The organism is Paenibacillus sp. NPDC058071 (assembly GCF_042885235.1).
Taxonomy (GTDB): Bacteria; Bacillota; Bacilli; order Paenibacillales; family Paenibacillaceae; genus Pristimantibacillus.
On sequence record NZ_JBHVSK010000004.1, the window covers coordinates 1 to 23,856 of the forward strand.

The window sequence follows — 23,856 nt, forward strand, 5'->3', positions numbered from 1 at the left end:
TCGATACTAAAGCCTGCCTTCAAGAAAATCTCCATTGGCGGCTCTCCCGCTTGGTTAGCTTGCACTGCTGCAAGTTTAAAAGCTGGAGCATATGTAATGTTCCTACCCGATATGCGGCTTACATTCGGATTGGACTCTAACAGTTTAATCTCTGCTTCAGTAAATCCTGTTCTAATTTTCCTCATGATGTTCATTCCCCGTGTATTCTCGATAGTATGATTAAAACACAAAAACCCATAAGAGGTCACTTTTTTCAAAGTGTCCATCTTACAGGTTACAGTTCACGGGGTGTAGTGGTTTTTATTAACATATTTTAATATAGGTCTGTCCATAAAAGGATATAGGCGGATATTATAGTGATTTATGAAAAACTTTGAGATGGTACATATATGAAAATAGGGAGTGTTTAAATGAATCAATTTCTGCAGATGGGCGCAAATGCAACTTTAAATTCCCCAAGAGGTAGTGTAACGGTTAGCTATGAAGTTTCTAATTCAATAGATATTTCCTTAACTGCTTTTCTTTTAACGGATTCGGACAAGGTACAAGGAGATAGTGGGATTATATTTTATAATCAGCCGCAAAGTGCTTCCGGTATAGCTACCCTTACACCAGATCAGAAAGTAGGCAATACAAACGTCCATAAACTTAATTTTGACATGAGTAAAGCCTCAGCAGGTGTTACTAAAGTGGCTATAACACTTACAGAAGACAATAACACGGGATTTTCCAATGTAAAAAATTTGAAGGCTGAGATACATGCGGATAACATGATTATCCAGCTAGTCCCATCTAGCTTCACAAATGAAAATGGAATTGTAGTATTAGAGCTGTATCTCAGGAATGGTCAGACAAAGGCACGATCAATCTGGCGTGGATTTGATTCTGGGCTTGAAGGATTATGCAGGAATTATGGTGTTGAGGTTGAATCTAATGCGGAGAACAAGCCTGCTGCACCTCAAACTATTCAAAAACAAACACCAAAAGAGCCTGATAAGATTCCAAACACGTTGTCACCGATAAACCTTGAAAAGGTCAGGGGGACTGTCAGTCTTAACAAAGGTCAAAAGCCTGTAATTATAGATAAAACACCAGAAATTACGGCTACGGTATCGTGGGAGACGGGTACAGATTATGATATATATGCTTTAGTCTACACAAAGGATGGCAGGCAAATAGATGTAGCTATGTTTGGGGCATCAGGAGTGCCTCCACTAAGAAGTTTCGACAACGGAGCCGTTGAACATATGGGGGATGTTGGCAGGAATTTTCAATCAACTAAGACAGAGGTAATTAAATTAAGATTGAATAATAATATTCTTGCAGTTGTTCCTGTAGTTTATTCTGCTCAGTCAAATGGAACAGGCTCCTTTTACAGATACAAGGTATCTATGAGTATAGATAATCATAATGGAACCTCTGTTACTATATTTGCACAGAATGCAAATAACAATGACACCATTTATTCCTGTGTACCTGGAATTCTTTATAATACGCAAGAGGGAGTTATTATTAATCCATTAGAGCTTTATAGTGAACCGAACTCGGAGTGCAGACCTATACTTAGGATGGGGTCTTCAAATATGGTAGAAGTTATAATGGATGAAGGACCAATAAACGATTACAAGTAGATTAGCATTATATTTATCAGCTATAAATTAGGCGTATTTATTTAAAAAAATTCTCAGTTTGAGGAGAAACCACTGACCGTAATTGTCAGTGGTTTTTTTGGCAATTGTACTAGACTTCATTAATGTGATGTAGATCACAATTTACACCTTGTTTTTTTGCTATAGTTAACAGAGTTTGTTAAATCATAGCTGAAGGTGGAAAGTCATTTAGGTAATATCTAGATATACATAGATGAAAAAAATTGATCACTACTCATACACAACCAGAGGAGAACAACAATTGAAACGTTTATTTGCAGAAAAGATCTCAACATTGTCCATTCGCACACGTCTTTTTCTTCTTACTTTAATTATTTTGATTGGTTCATTTGTAATTCTGGGTTATCAGCAAGGTGTGAATATAACTACCGTGATCCAAGGGGAAGCACTGGAAAAAGCACAATCTGATTTGTTGGTAGGCATGGAACTGATAAATGCGAGATACCCCGGGGACTGGAATGTCAAAGAGAACATGTTGTATAAAGGCGAGACGTTAATCAATAATAATGATGAAATTGTGGATTCCATGAGTCGGTTGACGAACGGGGATACAGCTACTATTTTTTTAGGCGATACTCGGGTAACGACAAATGTTATTGTTGATGGGAAACGTGCAGTGGGCACGAAAGCGTCAGCAATTGTTGCTGAAAATGTTCTTCAAAAGGGTGAAAGGTACTTAGGCAAAGCTAATGTTGTAGGGTATACCTATCAGGCTGCATACATGCCAATCCATGATTCCAGTGGTAAGGTTATTGGTATGTGGTATGTGGGTGCACCTGATGCGAATGAACGCATTCAACAAGTCAAGAAAGATATGAGAGTAAAGATGATTGTCGAAGGAGCCATTATTCTAGTCGTGGCCTTCTTGCTATTCTATCTGTTTACTCGTCCAATCCTTAGACGTATTCAAGCATCAGTCCAACTCATTCAAGCTGTAGCGGGCGGCGATCTTACGGCTAAAGAGCTGCAAGTGAAGAGTAAGGATGAAACGGGAATTTTGATACAGTCTATTAATAAGATGTCGAGGGATCTTCGTACTGTCGTTAAGCAGGTGAAAGAGGCTTCTTTGCTGGTTGCGTCCTCATCACAGCAGCTGTCCGCAAGCACAGAACAAACGAGCCAAGCTACCACAGAAATTAATCTAGCTGTTCATGAAATAGCGACAGGAGCAGTCGAACAATTGAATGACATGACACATTCAACCGAAGCCGTGCAAGAGATCTCTAAAGGAATGGATCAGGCTGCTTATGCGATTCAGAATATGGCGGATTTCTCCGCGGCTGCTAATGATAACGCAAGCATGGGGACTCAAGTTGTAGCACAGAGTATAGACCATATGAATCTAGTGCAACAAACAGTTGAAGCTGCCTCACAGATTATTCACACACTAGAAGTAAAATCCAGAGAAATTGATGAAATTGCTGTTGTTATTACAGGGATTGCGAATCAGACCCATCTATTAGCCCTCAATGCCTCCATAGAAGCTGCACATGCAGGTGAACATGGCAAAGGCTTTGCTGTAGTCGCTGTGGAAGTGAAGAAGCTGGCTGATCAATCGGGGCAGTCCGCAGAGAGAGTCAGTGAGCTAATTGGACAAATTCAAGCTGATGCATCCAAAGCGGTGCTTGCCATGAGCCGCGGGACGAAGGTAGTTGAACAAGGAATGCATCAGGTACAGCAATCAGGCATTGCCTTCCAGGATATTTCCAGTGCTATTGGCCAGATTTCATCGCAATCTCAAGAGGTATCGGCCATCGTAGAACAAGTCCATGCCAATTCCCACGAAACGGTGAGCAGGATGGAACGAATTGCTGAGATCCTGCAGGAATCTACCAAAAACACGCAAAGTGTGGCAGCTTCATTAGAAGAGCAAAATGCATCGAGTGAAGAAATTTCGTCTGCAGTTGCTCATTTGAGTAAAATGGCAGATGAATTACAATTGTTAATTGCGACGTTTAAGGTATGAGGATGAAGCTATAGATTAGGCGCATTTATTTAAAAAATCTCAGCTTGAGGAGAAACCACTGACCGTAGCTGTCAGTGGTTTTTTTGTATACTTGTCGAGCATCAGCTAATAATGAAATGGAGGAATAGGGATGTTTACGAGAATTGAAGACTTTGCTGCAGAATGGACTAGTGAGTCAGAGTTAACCGCTAGCGTACTGGATGCACTTACGGATGAGTCACTTGAACAGGAGGTTATCGAAGGTCGACGAACGCTTGGACAAATCGCCTGGCATCTGGTTCGTTCGCTGCACTACATGGCAAGTTTGGGGCTCGTGTTCGATGCTCCTTCTGGAGACGAAGAAGCTCCGGACTCTGCTGTGCATATCGCCTCAGAGTATCGGCGAATCAGCAAGGATTTGCTGCAAGCGGTTCAAGCACAGTGGAATGACGAAACGTTGCGTGAATCGGTCATGATTTACGATGAGGCTTGGCAGAATGGAAGCTCCCTTCGTTTTACGATCATGCACCAATCGCATCATCGTGGACAAATGACGGTTCTCATGCGACAGGCCGGTCTTCGATTGCCTGATGTATATGGCCCAACTTACGATACATGGATCGAGAAAGAGATGGCGCCGCTGCTCTAAGTTCTTTTAAAATGGAATTATTAGAAGCGACAAGCTAAATGCTTTTGAAGATAACGGCTTAGGGAGTGAGAAATGTCTTGTCCAAAGCGGATAATATGCTGTCTATTCTATGGCTGCTTCGTTCGGGGAAGCGGGTGACGGCGAAACAGCTCGCAGACGATTTGGAAATTCACGTTCGCACCGTATACCGTTGCATTGATTCGCTGTGCGCGAGCGGTGCCCCGATTATTGCCGATGCAGGCCCAAACGGCGGTTACCGGCTGCTTGGCGAATTCGTCGATTCCCCGCTGCTCTTCGATTTGGAAGAGCAGAAGGCGCTCGTACATGCGTCTATATTCGCTCGGGAAGCGGGCTATCCGTTCACAGACGCGCTTGTCCGAGCGATCGATAAGCTGAAGCGATATACGAATGAAGAGCAGCTCGAATGGATGAACAGACATGACAGCGGGCTTGCCGTCATCCAGACTCCTACGGACTCGAGAGAAGTTGAATGGCTTAAATGGTTAGAGGAGGCTGCCGCCCGAGGAGAGTCGCTGAGTATGGACTATGCCAAAGGGCGGGAGCTTACACCAAGCCGTCGGGTCCTCGATCCCTACGGCATCGTGCATTGGAAGGGGATATGGTACGTTGTCGGTTTTTGCCGTTTGCGGCAAGAGATCCGAAGCTTCCGTGTGGATCGCATCGTCCGTTTGGAGATTGCGGATACTCGCTTCGAACGGCCGGCTGCTTTTTCCGCGCGGGATTTTCTCTTGCGTTCTTTGCTCCCAGGTTCGCTCGACGCCGAGACGCTAGTTGCGGTAAGGATTCAGGGACATGAACATGCGCTTAACGAGCTATGCAAGCATTGGCTATTCGGCCATGGGCTAATCGAACGCAAGCAGTCTGGCGAAGCTCTCTTTAAGCTAGGGGAGCTGTCTCTAAAAACATACGTGCCGTACTTTCTGCTTCCTTACGGGAGGGCTCTCAATATCCTTGAGCCGCGAATGCTGATCGATAGAATGGCGGAGGTCAGCCTCGAAATGTTTAAACACTATGAAGCAAAGCAAATAAAGACAGAGGACAAGGAAGGATGAAGAGTCGGAATGAACAAGTTTTCGATGTACGTTAAATTAACGGCCTGCCCCGGGAAACGGGATGAACTCGTTTCCTTGTTGTTGGAAGCTTCGCGCAGCCTGAATAATGTGGAGGGTTGTGAGCTCTATATTATCAATGAATCCCTAGATGATCCCGATGCGGTCTGGGTTACGGAGCTGTGGCGGGATGCCCAAGCACATGCCGATTCTCTCCAGAATGAAAAGGTGCAGGCCGTCATTCAACGCGCACGGCCTTTAATCGCAGGCGTAGAGCCGGTTCGGCTCAGACCTGTGGGTGGCAAGGGAATGGGAGTATAACGGTATAAGGCGGCCTAATTGCACCCCAATCATTGCGAATGAGGGTTCGTGAGGAAGCCCAAAAAATGCTGAACGCTACCGACAACACGTTGTCAGTAGCGTTGTTTTATAATCGAGATAAATGCGAAGTAAGTCCTGTATCGGTTGGAGGGCAAAGTCAATCAATGTTCACCGCAGCTGCCTCGGAAAACAAACAATGCCCTTTTCGACTTCTTAATGGGAAGCAAAAGGGCATTGTTTGTTTTTCTCTTTATTTAAAGCTTTTGGAAGTGACTCGAGAACAAAGGGACACACAGATAAGTGCGCTGAAGGAGTTTGATAAACGAAGAAACTTTAGAGGAATGGACAAAAGCGATGAAGAATAAGACTACACGGCTAATAAATATTGAAGAATACGCGCCGATAGAAGAAATTATGATTTGATGAGTTGAAGGAGAAAATCATGTCACACAACATATTACTGATTGAGGACGATGCCCCAATCGTCGAAATGCTGCGAAATTATCTCGTCAAAGAAGGCTACGACGTCTCGGCGGCGTTTAACGGATTGGACGGAATCGCCCTGTTCCGGCAGAGCAGTTTCGATATCATCATTGTCGATATTATGATGCCAAAGTTGGACGGTATTGAGGTAATTAAGCTGATCCGGGAAAACAGCTCGGTGCCGATCCTCATTATATCGGCGAAGGACAGTGACGTCGATAAGGCGATCGGGCTCGGCTTTGGTGCCGACGATTACATCGCGAAGCCGTTTTCCCTCATTGAAATATCGGCCCGGATCAAAGCGGCGATTCGCCGCGCTACACTATATTCGAATGTTGAATCGGGCACCACCGCGGTCGCGGGTCAGGCGCCTCCCGCGGCTAAAGTGCTGACGTTCAACGGGCTGCGCATTGATCTGGACAATTTTTCAGCGTCGAAAAACGATGTCGATCTGAAGCTGACGGCCAAAGAATTCGAAATCCTGAAGCTGTTCGCCTCGAACCCGAATCGCGTGTTCACGAAGGCGCAGCTGTACGGTTTTATATGGAATGACGAATATTACGGCGATGAAAATGTCATTAACGTCCATATCCGCCGGTTGCGCGAAAAAATAGAAGACCAGCCGTCCGAGCCCCGGTATATCAAGACGCTGTGGGGCATCGGTTACAAGTGGGAAGGACAATGATATGGTGATCGCGCTAACTGTGCTCGTCATTATTTTAACTGCCGTGATCGCGATTCAATACCGTGCCTATCGAGCAAGAAACTCTAACCTAGAGCAAATTCACATCAAATTAAACGAAATTATTATGGGCGGCACAAGCGAGAAGCTGCTCGTTTTTACAGATGATCGCGCATTGATACCGGTCTTAATCGAAATCAATCATTTGCTAGAGCACAACCAGCAGAGGGCGGCGAACTTTCTGAAGATGGAGCAGTCAATGCGGAAAATGGTTTCGAACATTTCGCATGATTTGAAGACCCCGCTTACCGTCGTGCTTGGTTATATCGAAACGATCAATCTGGACCCCGATATGGACGCGGAGGAAAGAAAGGTTCTGTTGTCCAAGGTTCATGCCAAGGCAAACGAGGTGCTGGGACTGATCCGTCAGTTTTTCGATTTGGCGAGACTCGAGTCGGGGGATAAGCCGATTCCGCTTTCTCAGATTCACATGAACGATATTTGCGGGAAAAATATGCTGGCCTTCTACGACACGCTGACGGTCAAAGGCTTCGAAGTCGTCATCGAGATCCCGGATAAGCCGCTGCTTGCGTCGGGGAACGAGGATGCAATGGACCGCGTCTTGAACAATTTGATCGCCAATGCGATTCAGCATGGCGGGGAGGGAAGGGCGGTCGGATTAACCTTGCGGGGCGATGACGAGTTTGTGTACGTGGACGTATGGGACCGAGGCAAAGGGATCGACGAGCTGCATCAGGACCGGGTGTTTGAGCGGATGTACACGCTGGAGGACTCCCGCAACAAATCTTATCAGGGCAGCGGTCTTGGTCTGACCATTGCGAAAAGGATGGTTGAAGTGCAAGGAGGGACGATCCGTATCCATAGCAAGCCTTACGTTAAAACGGTGTTTACCGTCAAGCTGAAACGAATCGCCTTCGCGGCTTAAGAAACTTGTAAGAATCAGGTAAGAAAAAAGAGAAAATCGATTCTTACAATAAAGTCTGTAACGAACGAAGGAGGCATCGAATGATGACGAATATCGTAAGGACGAAACAACTGACCCGGGCTTACAGGGGAAAGGAAGTCGTTTCGAATGTCAATATGAACGTCAAGCAAGGCGAAATATATGGCGTGCTGGGTCCCAATGGAGCGGGCAAAACAACGGTTATGAAAATGATGACTAACCTGGTGAAGCCAACGGCAGGTGAAATCGAACTTTTCGGCGAGCGGCTGACCGATACGTCGTACCGGCTGCTGGGACGGATGGGCACGATCATCGAAAACCCGATTTTTTACGAAAAGCTGACGGCCCGCGATAATTTAGAGCTGCACTGTGAATACATGGGCTACAATAACAAAAAGTCGATTGACGAAGCGCTCGAGCTGGTGAATTTGAAGGGGATCGACAATAAAGCGGTTAAGGAGTTTTCACTGGGAATGAAGCAACGGCTTGGCATTGCACGAGCGATCACGACGAAACCGGAGCTGCTTATTCTCGATGAGCCGATTAACGGTCTCGATCCATTAGGCATCAAGGAGCTTCGCGATTTGTTCAAAATGCTTTGCAAGCAATATGGGATCACGATTCTCATTTCGAGTCATATTCTTGGTGAAATCGAGCTGATCGCCGACACGATCGCCGTCATGAACGACGGCAAGCTGCTGCAGGAGGTTTCGATGAACCATATCGCTGAGCAAACGGCGGAATATATCGAAATCACGACGAACGAATGCAGTAAAGCGGCTTACGTGCTGGAAAACCATTTACATATAACCAATGTTCGCGTTACTGACAGTGGCCAAATCCGCATTTACGATTGCCGCATTCCGCAAAATGAGATGATGAAGGCTTTGGTGCTGCACGATGTCGCGATCGAAGCGGTTCATAAGAAAAAAGGGTCGCTTGAGGACTATTTCCTGTCCATCCTGAACGGGGGTGGTATCGTTGCTTAAGCTGATGAAGCTCGAAATGCGCAAGTTTCGCATAGGGTCTTATATTCGGGCCGCGATAATTGCCAACGTCGTGATTTTAGGTTTATTCTGCTTTATTAGTCTTAACGCCGAAATTAAAGAAGCAATGTCTTTTACGGGCTATGACGTAGCGTTCTCCCTCATCGATACGCTCGTACGAGGGACGTATATCGTGTTCGCAGCGGTGCTAATTTCCAGGCTTGTCATTGACGAGTTCCGTAACAAATCGATCACGGTGCTGTTCATGTACCCGATCAATCGCAAAAAGCTCATCGCAGCCAAGCTGCTCATCGTCATATTATTTACGTTCGTTGCGGATATTGCTGCGAACCTGTTTGTTGGTGTTGGCTTTTATATATTGAATTTGTTCGCGTCTGTTGTTACGGAGCCGTTTACTTGGTCCGTTGCATACAAATCACTGGTAACGGTCATCATGAGCGCGTTGGCAACCAGCTGCATGAGCCTGATTCCGCTATACTTCGGCATGCGCAAGCATTCCGGCACGACGACCATTCTGTCATCACTTATCGTTGTGTTGCTCGTCTGCCAGAACGTCGACGGCTTCACCTTATACTCCGTCATTGCGGTACCGATTGGCCTGGCACTTATCGGCTTGGCATTCGCCTATTTATCAATCCGTAATATCGAGCATGTCGACTTGCTAAAGTAGTGGATCGGAGGAGAAGTTTAGGATGAGAAATAAAATATTAAAATGGGTATTACTGCTTTGCGTCGTTTCGTTGGTCTTGAACGGACTGCTGTATTGGGGAACGGGGAACCGGGAAGTGCTCATCAATACGTATGGTGCTGCCGGAATAGGCATCTTGTCCGCAATCTGGCTATTGTTCGTAAGGAAGGAGAAGCAGAAGGTAGGGCGAATTTTCGCCGATACTAATGAAAAAAGACAGCGGCAGCTATGGACGATTAAATAAGTCCGAAGCTGCCGCTGTTGTATGGAATGAACTATCCTTTTCCCATCGGCGTAATATTTAACTTCATTTAGAAGCAAACTTATAAGTGCCACTTCTTAAGAGATTATCTCCAAAATGTAATCTTGTCCGAGCTTAACCGAACCGATTCATGGCCTTCCGCCTTGGCTTTTCCTAGTGAGATAATCATTACCGGAGCATAGCGTTCTTCATCCAAATCAAACGCTTTGGCTACCTGGTCGACTTCAAAGCCTGCCATTGGGTTCGTGTCATATCCATGCGCACGAGCGACCAGCATGAATTGCATGGCGAAAAGGCTGCTATCCACTTTTGCAACTTCAACTTTTATTTCATGAGGGAGAGCCGGGTACATCGACAGGATGGTATGAAGTTGTCTATCCCGTACTTCAGCTGGCATTTTCCCTTCTTCAACTGCTGTATTGTAGATTTCTTCGGCATATAGATAACTTTGAGTATCTCCGAAAATTAACAACATGGCCGATGAAGTGTCGTTTTGCTCCGTATTGAACCGAACAAGAGGCCGCAGCTTTGCTTTCCCTTCAGGAGTGTCGACCACCACTACACGCCAAGGTTGCATATTGGCAGAGGACGGGGCCAAGCTGGCTTCCGCAATCATTTCGTTTATTTCTTCTTTCGATATTTTAAAGTTCTCATCATAATGACGAACGGAACGCCGTCCTTTGACGATACTGGCAAAATCGTTATTTTGGATATGGCTGAACATAGAATCTCTCCTTTGGATAACTTTAAGTTTTTGACATGGGGTCTGTCATTGGTTATCCTATTCGCAGTATGAACTATGAACCTAGGTTTATAGCAATAGGTTAAAGAGAGGTCCCATGATGAAAATAAATGACGTTTCAAAATTGACCGGTTTGCCGATATCCACCTTGCGATTCTATGAACGCAAAAACCTTATTCCAGATGTGTTTATTAAGAGAGATGCCAATAATTATCGGATTTACTCGGAAGAGATTGTTGAATATTTAAATGATGTGAAGGCACTTTTATCCGTGGAGTTTTCTATCGAGGAGTTAAGCATGCTCGTTGATCAACAGCTTGATTTGTCCTATGAGGAAAAGAAAACAGTGGTGGAGCAGAAAATCAAAGAAATTGAAGATATCCAGAAGCAGTTGAGCAAGTCGAAAAAGTTTCTGAAGGCCATCTTGGAAGGAAAAGCGAGTTTTCAGACCAAGTGTTAAGGAAGGTTTGCTATCTTTTTCTTTGTGTTTCAACGCATTAGGGGAGTCTTATCGTAAGTGAGTTGCGGGTTTATTCCTAGAATATAAAATTATTAGCTAAAATGGGAGGATATAAAGTTGGTAACTACAAAAGTTTTAAAAGAAGTCTGGATAGAAGATAATGATTTGTTCTTTCGAGACTTTTCTCCGGTAGGAAAGTATTCATTTTTATTTGAAAGATTTATTTTTAGAGGAGAAAGAACAGAAAAGTTTACGAAATTATTACCCACATCTTTGAGAGAAGATAATAATAGTGTTGAAAAATTGTATGGGTTTGCTCGATTCATTGGGATGGACACAACACACCCACAACATAATTTTGAATCTTATTATCAGTCAGCAGAATTGAATATTCTTATGAATTTTTATAGAGCGGCCAACTATAAAGGTTTGAATTTACCTGATGTATCATTTTTTAGAAATCACAGCTTAGAATTGCATCTTTCTGTTGATACTTTAAGACATGAGATAGGTGATAAGTGGATTCCGGACCATTTTTTAGAAATATCTGCGTTGGCACAACATTATGGACTACCTACAAGACTAATTGATTGGAGCAAGGATTTATATACATCTTTATATTTTGCAAGTTCTGGTGCATTGCATTCAGATGATGATTCAAAGTATATGGTTTTATATGCTTTAGATTATTTTACTATTGAATTTTTAAAACCAACTATTAATAGAATTCCTTTAAGATTAATAGTTCCAGAGCATTATAAAAATCCAAACTTGAACTATCAAAAAGGCATATTGAGTGCATGGGAATATAAAACTTGTTACATTCGAGATCTAATACAGCAAAATCAAGTTCTAGGAGAAAGACCAGAAGACTTTTTGGTTCCTCTTGTAAATAACAAATCTCTTGATGTTCTTATTCAAGAATATGTTGAAGAAAATAGAATCTCATGGGGAGGAGTGGGCATTGAGGAACAGGAACCATTAATTTATAAGTTTTATATACCGAAATCTATGTCTTTAAAAATTTATGATTATTTACTTAAGATAGGTTATGGTGCAGACAGATTATTTACAGGTTTTGAAGGTATTTCTCAAATGCTTAAAGACAACATGGTATATTATAAAAAACTAAACTGTACTTAGGAGTCTTACAGAGAGCCTACCACAAGTAGTGGTAGGTTTTTTGAGTGAACCAAGTATAAACGTGCTGTGTGGTATCCGCGTGCAACAGTCCACTTGGGGAGAAAACAGCGCACGAGGCCTCGGCGATTCTTTTTTGAGGCCTAATGAGGAGAGTACATTTGGAACTGTAACGATGCTTGACGCACTTGTTGAGTGGATAGAGTTTTGAGATAATACATTTTCCATTAGAATGGTATGATTGTGGTGTGTGGAAGGCTTGTATTGGAATTTTTTAAACTACTTTTACTAGGGACTTTGTGAAAAAAAGTTACATTTTTTGAGAGGACTTGCTCATGGAAACAAGAGTTGAAAAGAGTAACAGAATTAAGAGGGATTTTAAGCAGAGAGTATTAGGAATCCCGTTACTAATTATTCTATTCATAATAAGTTATTTCATTCTCTATTTATCAAATATATATCTTAAAATTAATCTATCTCAAAATGGCTTTGAAGAGATAAGTAAGGAATTGGCTCAGTTCGTACAACTATCAATTTTCTTTTCATCAATAGTCTGTTATGTAAACTTGGAATTCTTGATACTGATTGTTAAGTCATTGTTTAGATTGCTTTTAACTGTATGGATAGTTTTAATTATTACCTTCTCTAAATTAAGTTCAATAGATCAAGATTCAATCTTGGTATTGTGTACGGTTTTCTATGTTTACTTTGAGGTGTTGTCTGAAATAAATTCATATATTTATAAAAGGGATGATATATTTTTGATCAAAAAAAACATTAAAAAAGAGCAACTACAAAAATATTCCGTTCCTATTTCAATTATTCTAGTGAGCATTATTAATACTATTATTGCAAATCGTTTGAATGACTTTATTCAATCAATTTAATGGAACTTCGACATATCGTATACAAGCTGATCGGAGGGATTTTTAGAAAACTGTTCAGGCGAACAATTCTTTAAGAGAGACTAACATAACAGAATTGGAACTTTGTTCATCGTATAACAATGGAACTTAACGAGTATAAATTGGGGGTTGATCATGACTTAGTTGACGGAAAGGTAATAAATGAAGAATTTTTGGAAGAATAATATACCCCTAAAACGACTAATAGCAACAAATACAGCTAAGACGAAAAAGATAACAGTCATTCTTCCTGCTATTTGCATCTTTTTGTGGGAGATGCTTATTCGTTCCAGGAAAAGAAAGATCCGTCCCTTCCCTTTCAACAACCAAAATCACATACTACGCTGGAAGCTCGCCATTAAAAACGCAAGGCATCGAAGCCGTTAATTTGGATAAAACCGATTCCTACACTGTACTTTGGCAACATATTCTACGTGCTCAAGCTAGCCTGCCTAACCAAATCGTACTTATCCTCCATGCTGAGTTTGAGAACTTATATCCTTCACCTGTGATTGTTTACCTGACGACCAATTAACAGCTCAACAGATCTCCTCTGCTGTTAATTCGATTGCCAGTCTTTCACGGCAGTAGTCACTTAAATGTATTAAAAAAGAGTGTTGCGGAGAACGGGGGGAAGCGCCTGTGCTCTGTTTTTCTTGCTCAACAATCATACCTATTTTTACCTACATAACGGTATCATGATTGACGAAAGGCTTTTTGCTGAATAGTTTTTGAAAATGAAGATGAAGGCGTTGTTTGATAACCCTCTGTGTATGCCAGAAATATTTAATTTGTTAGTGTTTTATTTAATCTTTACTTTCCTTGATTCTTCGTAATATCATAATTATGTAAAAATGGAAAACAAAAATGAATGAATAAAGGAAATCAACTTGGAAAATGATATTTTGAAATTAATTCAAATAAAGTAGCTATTTCTTATGTTGAGATAGAGCGGTATTCAAAGGAGGTGGAGATGTGAGCAGCGTACCAGGATGGTTATATGCGGTATTAGTATTTTTTTCTGGCTTGGTTGGAGTTATTGTAACCTTAGTTACAACCTCGATACGTCAAGGAAAGCGCGATCGATATGAAACTTATTTACAATTTATGCAGTATCGAAATAACGCGAGCGGTGAAGAGTTTTTAGGTACATTGAACAAAATGTATGTTGTTTTTAGAAATGATAAAGAAGTAATAGAAGCTTTAACCAAATTATTAGACGGAGCAACCTATGAAAAGCCTGGAACAGATGAGATGAACAGGCGTCTTATTAAGATATATTTTGCAATGTGTAAAAGCCTCCATATAAAGCAATTAGAAGAACATGTTTTTTTAAGACCTTTCTCATAATAAACTACTAATAAACCAAATTATCTGGTACTTTATTCTAAGAGGAGGGATTTCATGTTAAACGCAGAAATGATAACCTTCTTACCCCTAAACGCTTTCCTCGATTCTCTTTGAGACTTCAAGGCTATGTTTGGGGTTCCTTCAGGCAAAAGTTAGAGGGCACCTTTTAATAAGGTGTCCTTTAACTTTTTGTTACAGGCAGCATGGGATGCGTACGATAAGTAAATAAAACGTTAGATGAAACCTGCGAATCATCTTAAAGAAAAAATCATTCAATGTAGAAGGAGCAAACCGATGAACCCTCCCAAACATATTGTTTCGGCAGCCGCGATAGTCATCAATGATAATAACGAAATACTGCTTATCAAAGGGCCAAGAAGAGGTTGGGAAATGCCTGGCGGACAAGTAGAAGAAGGAGAATCGTTAATCCAAGCCGCAATACGGGAAACCAAAGAAGAATCGGGAATCGATATTGAAATCATTAAATTTTGCGGTATTTTTCAAAACGCGGCCAATTCCATTTGTAATACGTTGTTCTTAGCCAGACCCATTGGCGGACAATTAATACAAACGGAAGAAAGCTTGGATTCGGGTTTCTTTCCGATCGAAGAGGCGCTCAGAAAAGTAGAATGGAAAGATTTTAGACAAAGAATCGAATATTGCTTAAAGCCTGAAACGCATCCCTTTTGCATTGTTTTTAATGATGGGATGAACATTTGAGGGTAATTTAAGAAGTGGCAGGAATCGATACATAAATCTTACGAGGTGACAGAATGTTAGCCATTCATTGGGCTCCAGTGAAACATTCTAAGAATATATTAAATAACGGTATTCGAAAGAATCGAAACGGAGTGTATTGTTTTCCATTAACGGGGCATCAATCGCTAGACAAGTGGTGGATGAAGGAACTAAAGAGATCACGTAGGGATGGAAAGAAATACAACGGATTTATTTTTAGACTAGAAGAGAACGATTTACCCGCATATTTTGGACATTTTATTGGGGCAACAACCAGGGAACAGTTTGATAAACCAATTGATACACTCAAAAAACTAGGCGAAGAAATACAAGAAACAATTATTTGGCGAATTGGAGAGCGGTTATTAGGATACGGTATGAGACTAAGAAATGAAGATATCTTAAGAGCAGGAAAAGAAGAAATAAGGAAGAGACCGGAATTATATCAGGAAGTATTATCTGACGCGAGATTTATGGAATATATCCTTGAAGATTATCAAATCGTATTAAGCCAATCCATTTCAGCAAAGAGGATACTGAAGGTGATTCCGCCCACAGAGCAATTTGGACGAATTATACATAAGGAAAAGAAGAATAAGTACATTGAAGAATAATGCACCTAATTGAGGTGACGGTTGAGGAAGTTTTTCTTTTTTCTTTATCAGCAATCGTCCGAATATATTGTGTATGGTAATGACCTACTTCGCAGAGGAGAGAGCATACAGGAGGCTGGGTACGTATGAACGTATTGCAAATACAAAGAGAAGCAGGGAAAAATGATTCTGCGCCGTCGCCCATTGAACTAGAATTGACCGCAGGGCAGTGTGCGGTGGTGCAGTGCAACTATGAGCATGGCCGTCAATTCATCCACGCTGTTCTGGGAGAGACCACTTCGTTAAACTATAAGGCGATGTATCGAGGGGAGTCGCTTCAGTTGAGCCGCCCTGAGTTGGTGCAGCGGATCGGCTGCAGTTTCTTGGACGACGGGTTGTACGAACGGATGAAGGTTGCCGATTATCTGGCTTTCTGGGGGCGTCTTTATACAACGACTGCTCCAGTTGGCGATTTATTGATGTTGGCAGGACTTGAAGAGCGAGCTAAGACGCGGATCTCTAGATTAAGCTATTCAGAGAAACGGCGGCTTAGCATGGCGAGGAGTCTCGTCCACAATCCCGAGCTTGTCCTATGGGAGAATCCGGATCAAAATCTCGATCTAGAGAGCTGCATCATCCTCAGAAAAATGATTACCGCTCTTGTCGACCAGGGCAAGGTGGTGCTCATCACTTGTTCGACGATGGAGCAAGCCCTGTTCCTTTCAGAGCATATTTACCGCTTAACGGAGGATGGACTGCACCTAGTTGCGATGCAGGATGAGCCGGAAGCCGCTGAGCAGACGGCAGAGGGAATAGGTGAATCGGACGCAGAAGGGGAACAATTAATTGCTCGTCCAACGCTCCCTAAGCTAGAGAAGCTGATGATTAAAGCAGAGGATAAATTCGTCTTCGTCGATCCCGGTGACATTTATTATATTGAAAGCAATGACGGTCTTTCTCATCTCCATACCAATGGAGGTGTCTTCACGACGGCTTGGACGATGACGGAGCTGGAGGAGCGGCTTGGCCCGTATCAGTTTTATCGTTGTCACCGTTCGTACCTCGTCAACCTCAATCATGCATCGGAGTTAATTACATGGACGCGCAACAGCTACAGTCTGGTGATTCGTGACGACAAGAAGTCGATGATCCCGATGTCCAAGACCCGATTCGAGGAAATAAAGAGCATTGTTGGCCTGTAAGGTCCGATTATTCAACCTTAAAATGACTTCATTCATCCCCCTGACTGCACTTTTCAAGGGGGATTTGTTGCTCCTCGGCCTTATTCTCGATAATCTTGCCGTGAGCTTGTAAGGGCTACTAAGACATAGTGGGTGAGAGACCATGGAAAGCATCATCGAGGTAGATCAGCTTGAGAAAACGTATCAGAAGAAGCAGGCTTTGAAGAGTCTCAGCTTTCAGGTGCAGAGGGGAGAAATATTTGGTTTTCTCGGACCTAGCGGATCGGGAAAGACGACAACGGTGAAAATTTTGACTTCGCAGTTGCGTGTGACGTCCGGGAGGGTAACGGTATTCGGCATGGATCCGAGCCGCAGCCGCAAGGCTAATTTTCTAGGTCGTATTGGGGTTTTGACAGACAATAGCGGTCTATACGAACGTCTAACCGTCTACGCCAATCTGGCGCTGTTCTGCCGATTGTATGGCGTACCTGAACAATCGGTCGAAGGCGTATTAGCTGATGTGAACCTCTCGGCAGATCGGAATACGCTGGTGCAGCAGTTATCCAAAGGAATGAAGCAGAGAGTCACACTCGCACGGGCTATTCTTCACCGTCCAGAAATTTTGTTCCTCGACGAACCGACTTCTGCACTGGATCCTGTCAATGTGCTGCAGATTCATGAGACGCTGCGGAAACTGAACCGGGACGGGACGACGATCTTCCTGACGACGCACAACATGCAGGAGGCGGAGATACTGTGCGATCGTGTTGCTTTCTTGAACAACGGGGAAATTTCTGCGCTGGATACGCCACTGCAATTGAGGCTGCAGCACGGAGATCAAACGATAACCCTGACAACACCGCAGGGGACCGAGATTGTGGGGCAAAATGCGGCGGGGGCTATCCGCATCAATGAGCTGATTGGTCGCGGGGAGCTGCTGACGATTCACTCCAATGAGCCGACGCTTGGTGACATTTTTGTAAAATTGACTGGGAGGGGCCTGGAATGACGTTCTCGCTAAACCGACTGCTTGCGATTGCCGGGAAGGAGTGGAAGGATTCCGTCAAAAATCCGCAGATTCTGCTCATGGCCGGTATGCCGATTGTATTCTCCATTTTACTCAAGGGGCGAGAGGAGCTGTCTGATGGCGGCGCCATCGACTTCTTTACCGTTCCAATTATGATTGCGATCGCGGTAGTCGGTGCGTTTGTTCAGGCGCTGATGATCTCTGAGGAGAAAGAGAAAAACACGCTGCGCGCGCTGATGCTGTCTCCCGCCTCGCCGATAGAGGTGCTGCTGGGCAAGAGCGCCATGACCACCGTGTACACCATTGCTGTAATGATCGTCTGTATGCTGATTACCGGGATCCCGGCGATCAATATAGCGTTTCTAGCGTTGTTCATCGTACTGTTGTTAGTGATTTTTATGGCTTTGGGCACGTCGATTGGTTTACTCTCTCGTACAGCTTCAGAGACGTCCATCGTAGGACTCCCTATTCTGTTGTTCTTCGTCTTTGGTCCGATTTTTGCGCCAGGCCTTAAAGTGACTTTCATTATGGACGTAATTAGCTTCATTCCGTCGTATCATTTCATGGAGGGGCTCTCTGGCCTTGTTCGGGGAGAGGCATTGGGACAGCTCTGGCCGAGCCTAGGCAACCTGCTCGTATGGACGGTCCTTTCCGTATTGTTAGCCTTCCTGGTTTATGGCGGCAAACGTTTTGATAAGTAGTGCCGTTAGCCAACTTTTTCAAGGGAGGAGGACTGCGGATGAACAAAGGGACGAAAAATGTGATCGTTGGCGTAATCGTACTCGGTGTCGTATTGCTTGTGAGATGGCTTTGGCTTCCCGATGGAATTATCGGTCTGTTCGATAAAGTATGACCTTGGCACTGCAAGAAGCTGCTTGTCGACAAGCAGCTTCTTGCAGTATCAAGGTCATTTGACTACTCATGCTTAAGAGGTGATTGTTGTGAGCAACAAAAGATTTGTAGAAGCGCTTATTAAATGGGATAGGGATCCAAGCATGTGCCCATTGAATGAATGGATGCGTGATTTTGTTGTAACCTACGGTCCAATTAAAGAAAAAACATTTTATGGCGATACATGGACTGTGCTAGTTAGGATAACCAGACAAATGGAGGGTACGTGGGATACCTACGCGGACATAGCGTTCATCGTTGACGAGGCCCCTTGGGAGAAGCTCGAATCAGGCTATAGCTTTCATCTTTGGGCGGGAAGGAACATTGCAGTCGTAACTATTATTTAGTCTCAAATTTAAAATCAGTGCTTGACGCAATAGGAGAGAGCAACGGAGGGTCAGAGGGATTCTGGAGAAACGACAGTGGTCGCTTTTAAAGCATGATTCCTACCGCAGACAACTATCAAATGAAAGGAATCAGGCTTTAATGGCGATCGGAAGAACCCTCTGACCCGCAGCGCTTCTTCCCCTCAATAAAGTCATGCACTTATTTCAGTTTTGATTGCACGGCATTCTATGATTATGACTTTAAGCACTCAAATATAATAGTATAATAGACATAAGGAAATCCCTACCATGGATAAATTGATGAGTTTGCGTAAATATGAATATTTTAGAAGGTAATGACTAGGAGAGGATGTCTTCTTGGCAGAACATTCACCAAAAAAACAAATGAAAACAGCTCATGCTCTATTATTACTAGGGTTAATCCTTGTTATTTTATCCGGTTCGCGCTTGCTGTGGATGGAAATATTTCAGGGCCAACAGCATGAGCCGATTAAAAACGGGCAATTCGATTTGCGGAACTGGAATGCTGAAGACGGCGATATTGTTTTTCTTGATGGGGAGTGGGAGTTCTATCCCTCGCAATTGCTGCTAAATGGCGGAGAGCAACAAGGAACAATCGAGAATGAACGGCAACTTATTCAGGTTCCGGGAAAATGGAATGAGGCTTTACAAGCTGATGCTGATGGGGAGAAGTCAACGCCATATGGATATGGCTCGTATCGCTTGCGGCTCTATGTGAATCCGGAACAGGATCTAAATTATAGCATTCGAGTACCCAGCGTGCGCACCGCATCGGAAGTATACGTCAATGGCCGATTGCTTGCAAAATCCGGTCGTGTGGCGGAATCGGAAGACGCCTATACGGCAAAAAACCTGCCTTATTCCACTACTTTTACAGCGGGTGAAAATGGCGTAATCGACCTCGTAATTCAGGCGGCCAATTACGTGGACAGCCGGGATAGCGGCATTGTCCGGTCCATTAAGTTTGGTTCCGAGGAAGCTGTTGCAAAGGAAATGAAGGCTTCCATTTCGATGCAGCTTCTGGCTGCGATTATTTTTCTGATCCATGCAGTTTATTCGTTTATTTTGTATTTAGTCGGAAATAGAGAAAAGAGGCTGCTTTATTTTTCGCTGCTGACATTATCTATAACGCTTACAAATTTACTAAGCAATGATGAGAAGCTGTTCCATCAAATCTTTTATATTGGGAGCTCGTGGGATTTCCGGCTGACTAATGCGGCTTCCGTGCTTGGAGCCTATGCTTTAGTGGAGTGCATGAATCAACGCCATCTCCCGTATTGGCGCAGGATATTTCCTTTTTATAAGGCGATGGCTTTGGGGACGGCTGGCATTACGATGTTTTTAGCTCCCAACCAGGTCATTATGCTCTTCCCGGTTTATTATTTGCTCTACGTTATTGCCGGTGTCATTGCAATGGTTACATTTATTAATAAAGCGCGCAACGATAGAAAGGGAAATCTTCTATTGTTCGTTTCCTTTCTCGCGCTGTTTCATCATTTTGTCTGGATGATGATCTGGCGGGAAAGCGGTTATAGTCTGGTCTACTATCCGTTTGATCTGATTATTGCGATGGGTTGCTTAGCCTCTGTGTGGTTTAAAGACTATTTCATTATGCATGCCAATACGAAAGAGCTTGCGGCAGCGCTGCAACGAATAAATGACCGTAAAGATCAGTTTCTAGCCAACACTTCGCATGAATTTAAAAATCCGCTTCATAGCATGCTTAACCTTTCGCAATCGGTATTAAAACGGGAACGGCCGCTGCTGCAGGAGAGGAGTATCAAAGAGCTTGAAACAGTTTTGTCGGTAGGACGCCGCATGACTTTATTGTTGAATGATTTAATGGATGTAATGAGTTTACGGGAAGGCAATCCTCGCATACAGAGCAAAACCATTGCTATTCAGCCAATCGTGACCGGAGTGCTGGATATGCTGCAATTAAATGCCGAAGTGAAATCTGTGAAGTTCGTCAATCAAATGGATGAAGACTTTCCTCCGGTAAAAGCGGACGAGAATCGAGTCATCCAAATCGTATTCAATTTGCTGCATAATGCGGTGAAGTTTACGAATGACGGTGTCGTTTCGATTCATGCCCATGAGAAGGACGGACGAGCCTATATCGTGATCGCCGATACTGGGATCGGGATGGATGAGGGAATGCTGAAGCGCCTATTCCGCCCGTACGAGCAAGCGAGCGCACGTGATACCATGATTGAAGGCGGTTTTGGGTTAGGCTTAAGTATAAGCAAGCAGCTGGTCGAGCTTCATGGCGGTACGTTAGAGGTGTCTTCCGCTTTAGGAGAGGGCTCAACCTTCACCTTTTCATTAGAGCTGGCTGGCTTGGAGGAAGCGGGAGATGAAGGTGATAAACACAACCCGTTTGAGCCGCTAGCCTTGAAAGACAAGCTGATTCAGGAAAATGCTGCGATGAGCGCGAGTGAGTCGAATATCTCAAATATTTTGGCCGCAGCGGAATCAGCAGCTTCATCCGAAATAAGCCGTAATCGTCCGGTTCTATTAATTGTCGACGATGATCCTGTTAATCTGCAAGTGCTTGAATCGATACTGCCGGCGGAAGATTATGATCTAACCATGGTGACAAGCGGTAAAGCGGCGCTGGCTGTGCTGGACATGAAAGAATGGGATCTGGTCATCACGGATATTATGATGCCGCTGATGTCCGGTTACGAGCTGACGAGAAGGATTCGCGAGCGGTTTACGCTGACGGAGCTTCCTATTCTTCTCCTTACAGCAAGAAGCGGGCCAGAAGATATTCAAAGCGGTTTTCTAGCGGGAGCAAACGATTATGTGAAGAAGCCAGTAGAAGCCCTCGAGATCAAATCGCGGATAGAGGCGCTAACGACGATTAAACTATCCGTTCGCGAACAGCTTCGATTGGAAGCCGCATGGCTGCAAGCGCAGATTCAGCCGCATTTTTTATTTAACACGCTCAATGCGGTGACGGCTTTAAGTGAAGTCAATTTGGATAAGATGCGTGAATTGCTTGGCGAGTTCAGCTATTTGCTCCGTAACAAGTTTGAATTCCGCAACGCGGAGATGCTTATTCCGGTCAAAGAAGAATTAAGGCTGGTGCAATCTTATTTATATATTGAAAAGGTTCGGTTTGAAGAAAGGCTGCAGGTGGTTTGGGAGATCGCCGACGATTGCAACAATAGTAAAATCCCTTTTCTTTCGATTCAGCCACTAGTTGAAAATGCGATCACACATGGCATCATGAAGCGCAGAGACGGAGGGCAAGTGGTGATTCGGGTTGCTGCCAGCGGAACCCATAGCGAGATATCGGTTGAAGACAATGGCGACGGAATAGACGAGGTCCAATTGCAGCGCCTATTAGAAAGAAAAGCAGATACGCAATCCGGCGTCGGCCTGATCAATACGGACCAACGATTGCAACGACATTTCGGCACCGGACTGCATATCGAAAGTACGGTGGGTAAGGGTACAAAGGTAACTTTCTATGTGCCTAACGGATCGAACAGCGGTAATTAAGCTGAACGGTGCAATAAGCAGAATGCTTGTGTTTTATCTGCAATCTAACGCAAAAAAGGCCTCCGAGGAAAGATCGGAGGCCCTTTTTCGACAATGTGAATTAGAGTCGCAGAGGCGAGGCAAGCGATAGCTTTTATGGATGCACCGCCGGCAAGCTTTAAAGCGCAAATCTTTCGTAAATGGGGAAGCAGTAACGGTCTTTGACCTTCGAAGCCTTGCGGGCAAACACCAGAATGTAATCGCCACGGTAGCGGCTCGATGACGGATCCTCTTGCTCCAGCAGGTTAAGCAGGCCGCGTTCCAGTTTCTTGTCCTGCTCCCGTAATTCCCGTAAAGAATTGTCATTGGTGTCGATGTAGTCGATCTGATAAGCCTCGTAATGATTAAAATCCTCCGTGACGACATGGTTGAACGTCTCCAGCGTCTCGATCTCGAAGCCCGCGCTTTCGAACAGTACGCGGATTTCCTTAATGGAGTATTCTTTGACGTGCTCGATGCAGTCCATATTGCGAATATACGGCGGATAAAAATTCGGCGATTCAAAATGCACCATACGCTTCAAGTTGGAGATGGAGTTCGCGTTCGGTGTCGTAAGCATGAACAGACCGCCCGGCTTCAAGACGCGATTGGCTTCTTCCATTAGGTTCATTGGATCGAATCTGAGATGCTCGAGCGTCTCGTAGCAGGTTAGGACATCAAGCGAATCGTCTTCGTAGTGAAGCTTGTCCTTGGACAGATCGCAATGAATCAAAGGAACCGTGATGCCGCTCTCCTCTTCAGGCTCTGTATAGGGGTAACGGAACGGCTGGATGGATGTAGTGCCGTCCTCGCGGAATATGAAGCGTTCGCTTTGCTTCAAGGTTCTCGCAATCCCGTCGCAGGATTGCAAATCCGATTGGAGCTTGACCAGATAAGGGAATATGATGTTGCTTCCCAAGTCTGCCATGCGCGTATCCTTCCCACAATGAGGCAGCAGCAAATCCACCATCGTTATCAGCCTATCCAGATGTCTTCTCGTGAACAAATAGTCGTCGAAATTGCGCAGCATATAATGATTGCGCCCCGTCTCATCGAACCTCTCGATAATTTGCTTTAACCGGTCACCCATTTGCTCCAACTTCTCTTGAGACATGATTTTGCTCTCCCTTCGACAATTAAAGTAGAATTGCGCCTATAACGAGTAGAAATAAATATTCCCTTGCGGGAAGGA

At 44.0% G+C, this 23,856-nt stretch carries 23 protein-coding genes and 1 pseudogene; 21 read left to right on the forward strand and 3 right to left on the reverse strand.

The genetic code is table 11. The annotated features are described in order from the left end of the window. Positions 1–185 (reverse strand): annotated as a pseudogene (locus ACFVTB_RS07665) (IS3 family transposase); the annotation flags it as partial. Positions 186–410: 225 nt separating this feature from the next. Here ACFVTB_RS07665 and ACFVTB_RS07670 point away from each other — a divergent pair. From ACFVTB_RS07670 to ACFVTB_RS07720, 11 genes are all read left to right on the forward strand, one after another. Continuing rightward, positions 411–1,631 (forward strand): TerD family protein, encoded by a 1,221-nt coding sequence (locus ACFVTB_RS07670; RefSeq protein WP_387747060.1) that lies wholly within the window; start codon positions 411–413, stop codon positions 1,629–1,631. A 280-nt stretch (positions 1,632–1,911) separates the two neighbouring features. Next, complete coding sequence (locus ACFVTB_RS07675) at positions 1,912–3,636, forward strand: methyl-accepting chemotaxis protein (protein WP_387747063.1); 1,725 nt, start codon at positions 1,912–1,914, stop codon at positions 3,634–3,636. Positions 3,637–3,766: 130 nt separating this feature from the next. Then, on the forward strand, positions 3,767–4,264 hold the full coding sequence (locus tag ACFVTB_RS07680; RefSeq protein WP_387747066.1) for a DinB family protein: 498 nt from the start codon (positions 3,767–3,769) through the stop codon (positions 4,262–4,264). 77 nt (positions 4,265–4,341) lie between these two features. Beyond that, positions 4,342–5,337 (forward strand): helix-turn-helix transcriptional regulator, encoded by a 996-nt coding sequence (locus ACFVTB_RS07685; RefSeq protein WP_387747069.1) that lies wholly within the window; start codon positions 4,342–4,344, stop codon positions 5,335–5,337. 9 nt (positions 5,338–5,346) lie between these two features. After that, positions 5,347–5,655, forward strand: a complete 309-nt coding sequence (locus ACFVTB_RS07690) for a putative quinol monooxygenase (RefSeq protein ID WP_387747072.1) — start codon at positions 5,347–5,349, stop codon at positions 5,653–5,655. A 65-nt stretch (positions 5,656–5,720) separates the two neighbouring features. Next, positions 5,721–6,020 carry a hypothetical protein gene (locus tag ACFVTB_RS07695; RefSeq protein WP_387747075.1) on the forward strand — a complete coding sequence of 100 codons (300 nt, stop codon included), beginning with the start codon at positions 5,721–5,723 and terminating at the stop codon, positions 6,018–6,020. Positions 6,021–6,097: 77 nt separating this feature from the next. Beyond that, positions 6,098–6,823, forward strand: coding sequence for a response regulator transcription factor (locus ACFVTB_RS07700; protein ID WP_387747078.1), 726 nt, complete (start codon positions 6,098–6,100; stop codon positions 6,821–6,823). Position 6,824: 1 nt separating this feature from the next. After that, positions 6,825–7,766 (forward strand): sensor histidine kinase, encoded by a 942-nt coding sequence (locus ACFVTB_RS07705; RefSeq protein ID WP_387747081.1) that lies wholly within the window; start codon positions 6,825–6,827, stop codon positions 7,764–7,766. An 83-nt stretch (positions 7,767–7,849) separates the two neighbouring features. After that, positions 7,850–8,773, forward strand: coding sequence for an ABC transporter ATP-binding protein (locus tag ACFVTB_RS07710; protein ID WP_387747903.1), 924 nt, complete (start codon positions 7,850–7,852; stop codon positions 8,771–8,773). After that, positions 8,757–9,461 (forward strand): ABC transporter permease, encoded by a 705-nt coding sequence (locus ACFVTB_RS07715; RefSeq protein ID WP_387747084.1) that lies wholly within the window; start codon positions 8,757–8,759, stop codon positions 9,459–9,461. The genes ACFVTB_RS07710 and ACFVTB_RS07715 overlap by 17 nt, the downstream gene beginning before the upstream one ends. A 22-nt stretch (positions 9,462–9,483) precedes the next feature. Next, entirely contained in the window at positions 9,484–9,723 is a 240-nt protein-coding gene (locus tag ACFVTB_RS07720) for a hypothetical protein (protein ID WP_387747087.1), read from the forward strand. A gap of 103 nt (positions 9,724–9,826) precedes the next feature. Here the strand turns inward: ACFVTB_RS07720 and ACFVTB_RS07725 are convergent, their stop codons facing one another. Beyond that, a complete protein-coding gene (locus ACFVTB_RS07725; RefSeq protein ID WP_387747090.1) occupies positions 9,827–10,465 on the reverse strand; it encodes a nitroreductase family protein in 639 nt (212 codons plus the stop codon). A gap of 115 nt (positions 10,466–10,580) precedes the next feature. On the opposite strand from ACFVTB_RS07725, the gene ACFVTB_RS07730 reads away from it, so the two are divergent. The 10 genes from ACFVTB_RS07730 (at position 10,581) to ACFVTB_RS07775 (ending at position 22,646) form a co-directional block, all read left to right on the forward strand. Next, on the forward strand, positions 10,581–10,943 hold the full coding sequence (locus ACFVTB_RS07730) for a MerR family transcriptional regulator (RefSeq protein WP_387747093.1): 363 nt from the start codon (positions 10,581–10,583) through the stop codon (positions 10,941–10,943). A 117-nt stretch (positions 10,944–11,060) separates the two neighbouring features. Beyond that, positions 11,061–12,086 carry an FRG domain-containing protein gene (locus ACFVTB_RS07735; protein ID WP_387747095.1) on the forward strand — a complete coding sequence of 342 codons (1,026 nt, stop codon included), beginning with the start codon at positions 11,061–11,063 and terminating at the stop codon, positions 12,084–12,086. Positions 12,087–13,963: 1,877 nt separating this feature from the next. Next, a complete protein-coding gene (locus ACFVTB_RS07740; RefSeq protein ID WP_387747098.1) occupies positions 13,964–14,338 on the forward strand; it encodes a DUF6680 family protein in 375 nt (124 codons plus the stop codon). Positions 14,339–14,632: 294 nt separating this feature from the next. Continuing rightward, a complete protein-coding gene (locus tag ACFVTB_RS07745) occupies positions 14,633–15,058 on the forward strand; it encodes an NUDIX hydrolase (RefSeq protein ID WP_387747101.1) in 426 nt (141 codons plus the stop codon). Between the two features lie 53 nt (positions 15,059–15,111). Then, a complete protein-coding gene (locus ACFVTB_RS07750; RefSeq protein WP_387747103.1) occupies positions 15,112–15,690 on the forward strand; it encodes a hypothetical protein in 579 nt (192 codons plus the stop codon). 125 nt (positions 15,691–15,815) lie between these two features. Next, complete coding sequence (locus ACFVTB_RS07755) at positions 15,816–16,871, forward strand: LytTR family transcriptional regulator DNA-binding domain-containing protein (protein WP_387747106.1); 1,056 nt, start codon at positions 15,816–15,818, stop codon at positions 16,869–16,871. Positions 16,872–17,013: 142 nt separating this feature from the next. Then, the gene (locus tag ACFVTB_RS07760; RefSeq protein WP_387747109.1) at positions 17,014–17,859 is read left to right on the forward strand and encodes an ABC transporter ATP-binding protein; all 846 of its coding nucleotides are present in this window, start codon (positions 17,014–17,016) and stop codon (positions 17,857–17,859) included. Further along, positions 17,856–18,578 (forward strand): ABC transporter permease, encoded by a 723-nt coding sequence (locus ACFVTB_RS07765; protein ID WP_387747112.1) that lies wholly within the window; start codon positions 17,856–17,858, stop codon positions 18,576–18,578. The genes ACFVTB_RS07760 and ACFVTB_RS07765 overlap by 4 nt, the downstream gene beginning before the upstream one ends. A 240-nt stretch (positions 18,579–18,818) precedes the next feature. Continuing rightward, positions 18,819–19,115: a hypothetical protein gene (locus ACFVTB_RS07770; protein ID WP_387747115.1), complete on the forward strand. Its 297-nt coding sequence runs from the start codon at positions 18,819–18,821 to the stop codon at positions 19,113–19,115. Between the two features lie 357 nt (positions 19,116–19,472). Then, positions 19,473–22,646 (forward strand): ATP-binding protein, encoded by a 3,174-nt coding sequence (locus ACFVTB_RS07775; protein WP_387747118.1) that lies wholly within the window; start codon positions 19,473–19,475, stop codon positions 22,644–22,646. Between the two features lie 157 nt (positions 22,647–22,803). Here ACFVTB_RS07775 and ACFVTB_RS07780 read toward each other — a convergent pair whose 3' ends face one another. After that, positions 22,804–23,778, reverse strand: coding sequence for a class I SAM-dependent methyltransferase (locus ACFVTB_RS07780; RefSeq protein ID WP_387747121.1), 975 nt, complete (start codon positions 23,776–23,778; stop codon positions 22,804–22,806). Between the last annotated feature and the right edge of the window lie 78 nt (positions 23,779–23,856).

Coding starts and splice junctions, on each gene's coding strand:
- ACFVTB_RS07670 (WP_387747060.1), top strand. CDS start 411: ATGAATCAATTTCTGCAGATGGGCGCAAATGCAACTTTAAATTCCCCA.
- ACFVTB_RS07680 (WP_387747066.1), top strand. CDS start 3,767: ATGTTTACGAGAATTGAAGACTTTGCTGCAGAATGGACTAGTGAGTCA.
- ACFVTB_RS07690 (WP_387747072.1), top strand. CDS start 5,347: ATGAACAAGTTTTCGATGTACGTTAAATTAACGGCCTGCCCCGGGAAA.
- ACFVTB_RS07695 (WP_387747075.1), top strand. CDS start 5,721: ATGCTGAACGCTACCGACAACACGTTGTCAGTAGCGTTGTTTTATAAT.
- ACFVTB_RS07700 (WP_387747078.1), top strand. CDS start 6,098: ATGTCACACAACATATTACTGATTGAGGACGATGCCCCAATCGTCGAA.
- ACFVTB_RS07705 (WP_387747081.1), top strand. CDS start 6,825: ATGGTGATCGCGCTAACTGTGCTCGTCATTATTTTAACTGCCGTGATC.
- ACFVTB_RS07710 (WP_387747903.1), top strand. CDS start 7,850: ATGACGAATATCGTAAGGACGAAACAACTGACCCGGGCTTACAGGGGA.
- ACFVTB_RS07720 (WP_387747087.1), top strand. CDS start 9,484: ATGAGAAATAAAATATTAAAATGGGTATTACTGCTTTGCGTCGTTTCG.
- ACFVTB_RS07725 (WP_387747090.1), bottom strand. CDS start 10,465: ATGTTCAGCCATATCCAAAATAACGATTTTGCCAGTATCGTCAAAGGA.
- ACFVTB_RS07730 (WP_387747093.1), top strand. CDS start 10,581: ATGATGAAAATAAATGACGTTTCAAAATTGACCGGTTTGCCGATATCC.
- ACFVTB_RS07745 (WP_387747101.1), top strand. CDS start 14,633: ATGAACCCTCCCAAACATATTGTTTCGGCAGCCGCGATAGTCATCAAT.
- ACFVTB_RS07750 (WP_387747103.1), top strand. CDS start 15,112: ATGTTAGCCATTCATTGGGCTCCAGTGAAACATTCTAAGAATATATTA.
- ACFVTB_RS07755 (WP_387747106.1), top strand. CDS start 15,816: ATGAACGTATTGCAAATACAAAGAGAAGCAGGGAAAAATGATTCTGCG.
- ACFVTB_RS07760 (WP_387747109.1), top strand. CDS start 17,014: ATGGAAAGCATCATCGAGGTAGATCAGCTTGAGAAAACGTATCAGAAG.
- ACFVTB_RS07765 (WP_387747112.1), top strand. CDS start 17,856: ATGACGTTCTCGCTAAACCGACTGCTTGCGATTGCCGGGAAGGAGTGG.
- ACFVTB_RS07780 (WP_387747121.1), bottom strand. CDS start 23,778: ATGTCTCAAGAGAAGTTGGAGCAAATGGGTGACCGGTTAAAGCAAATT.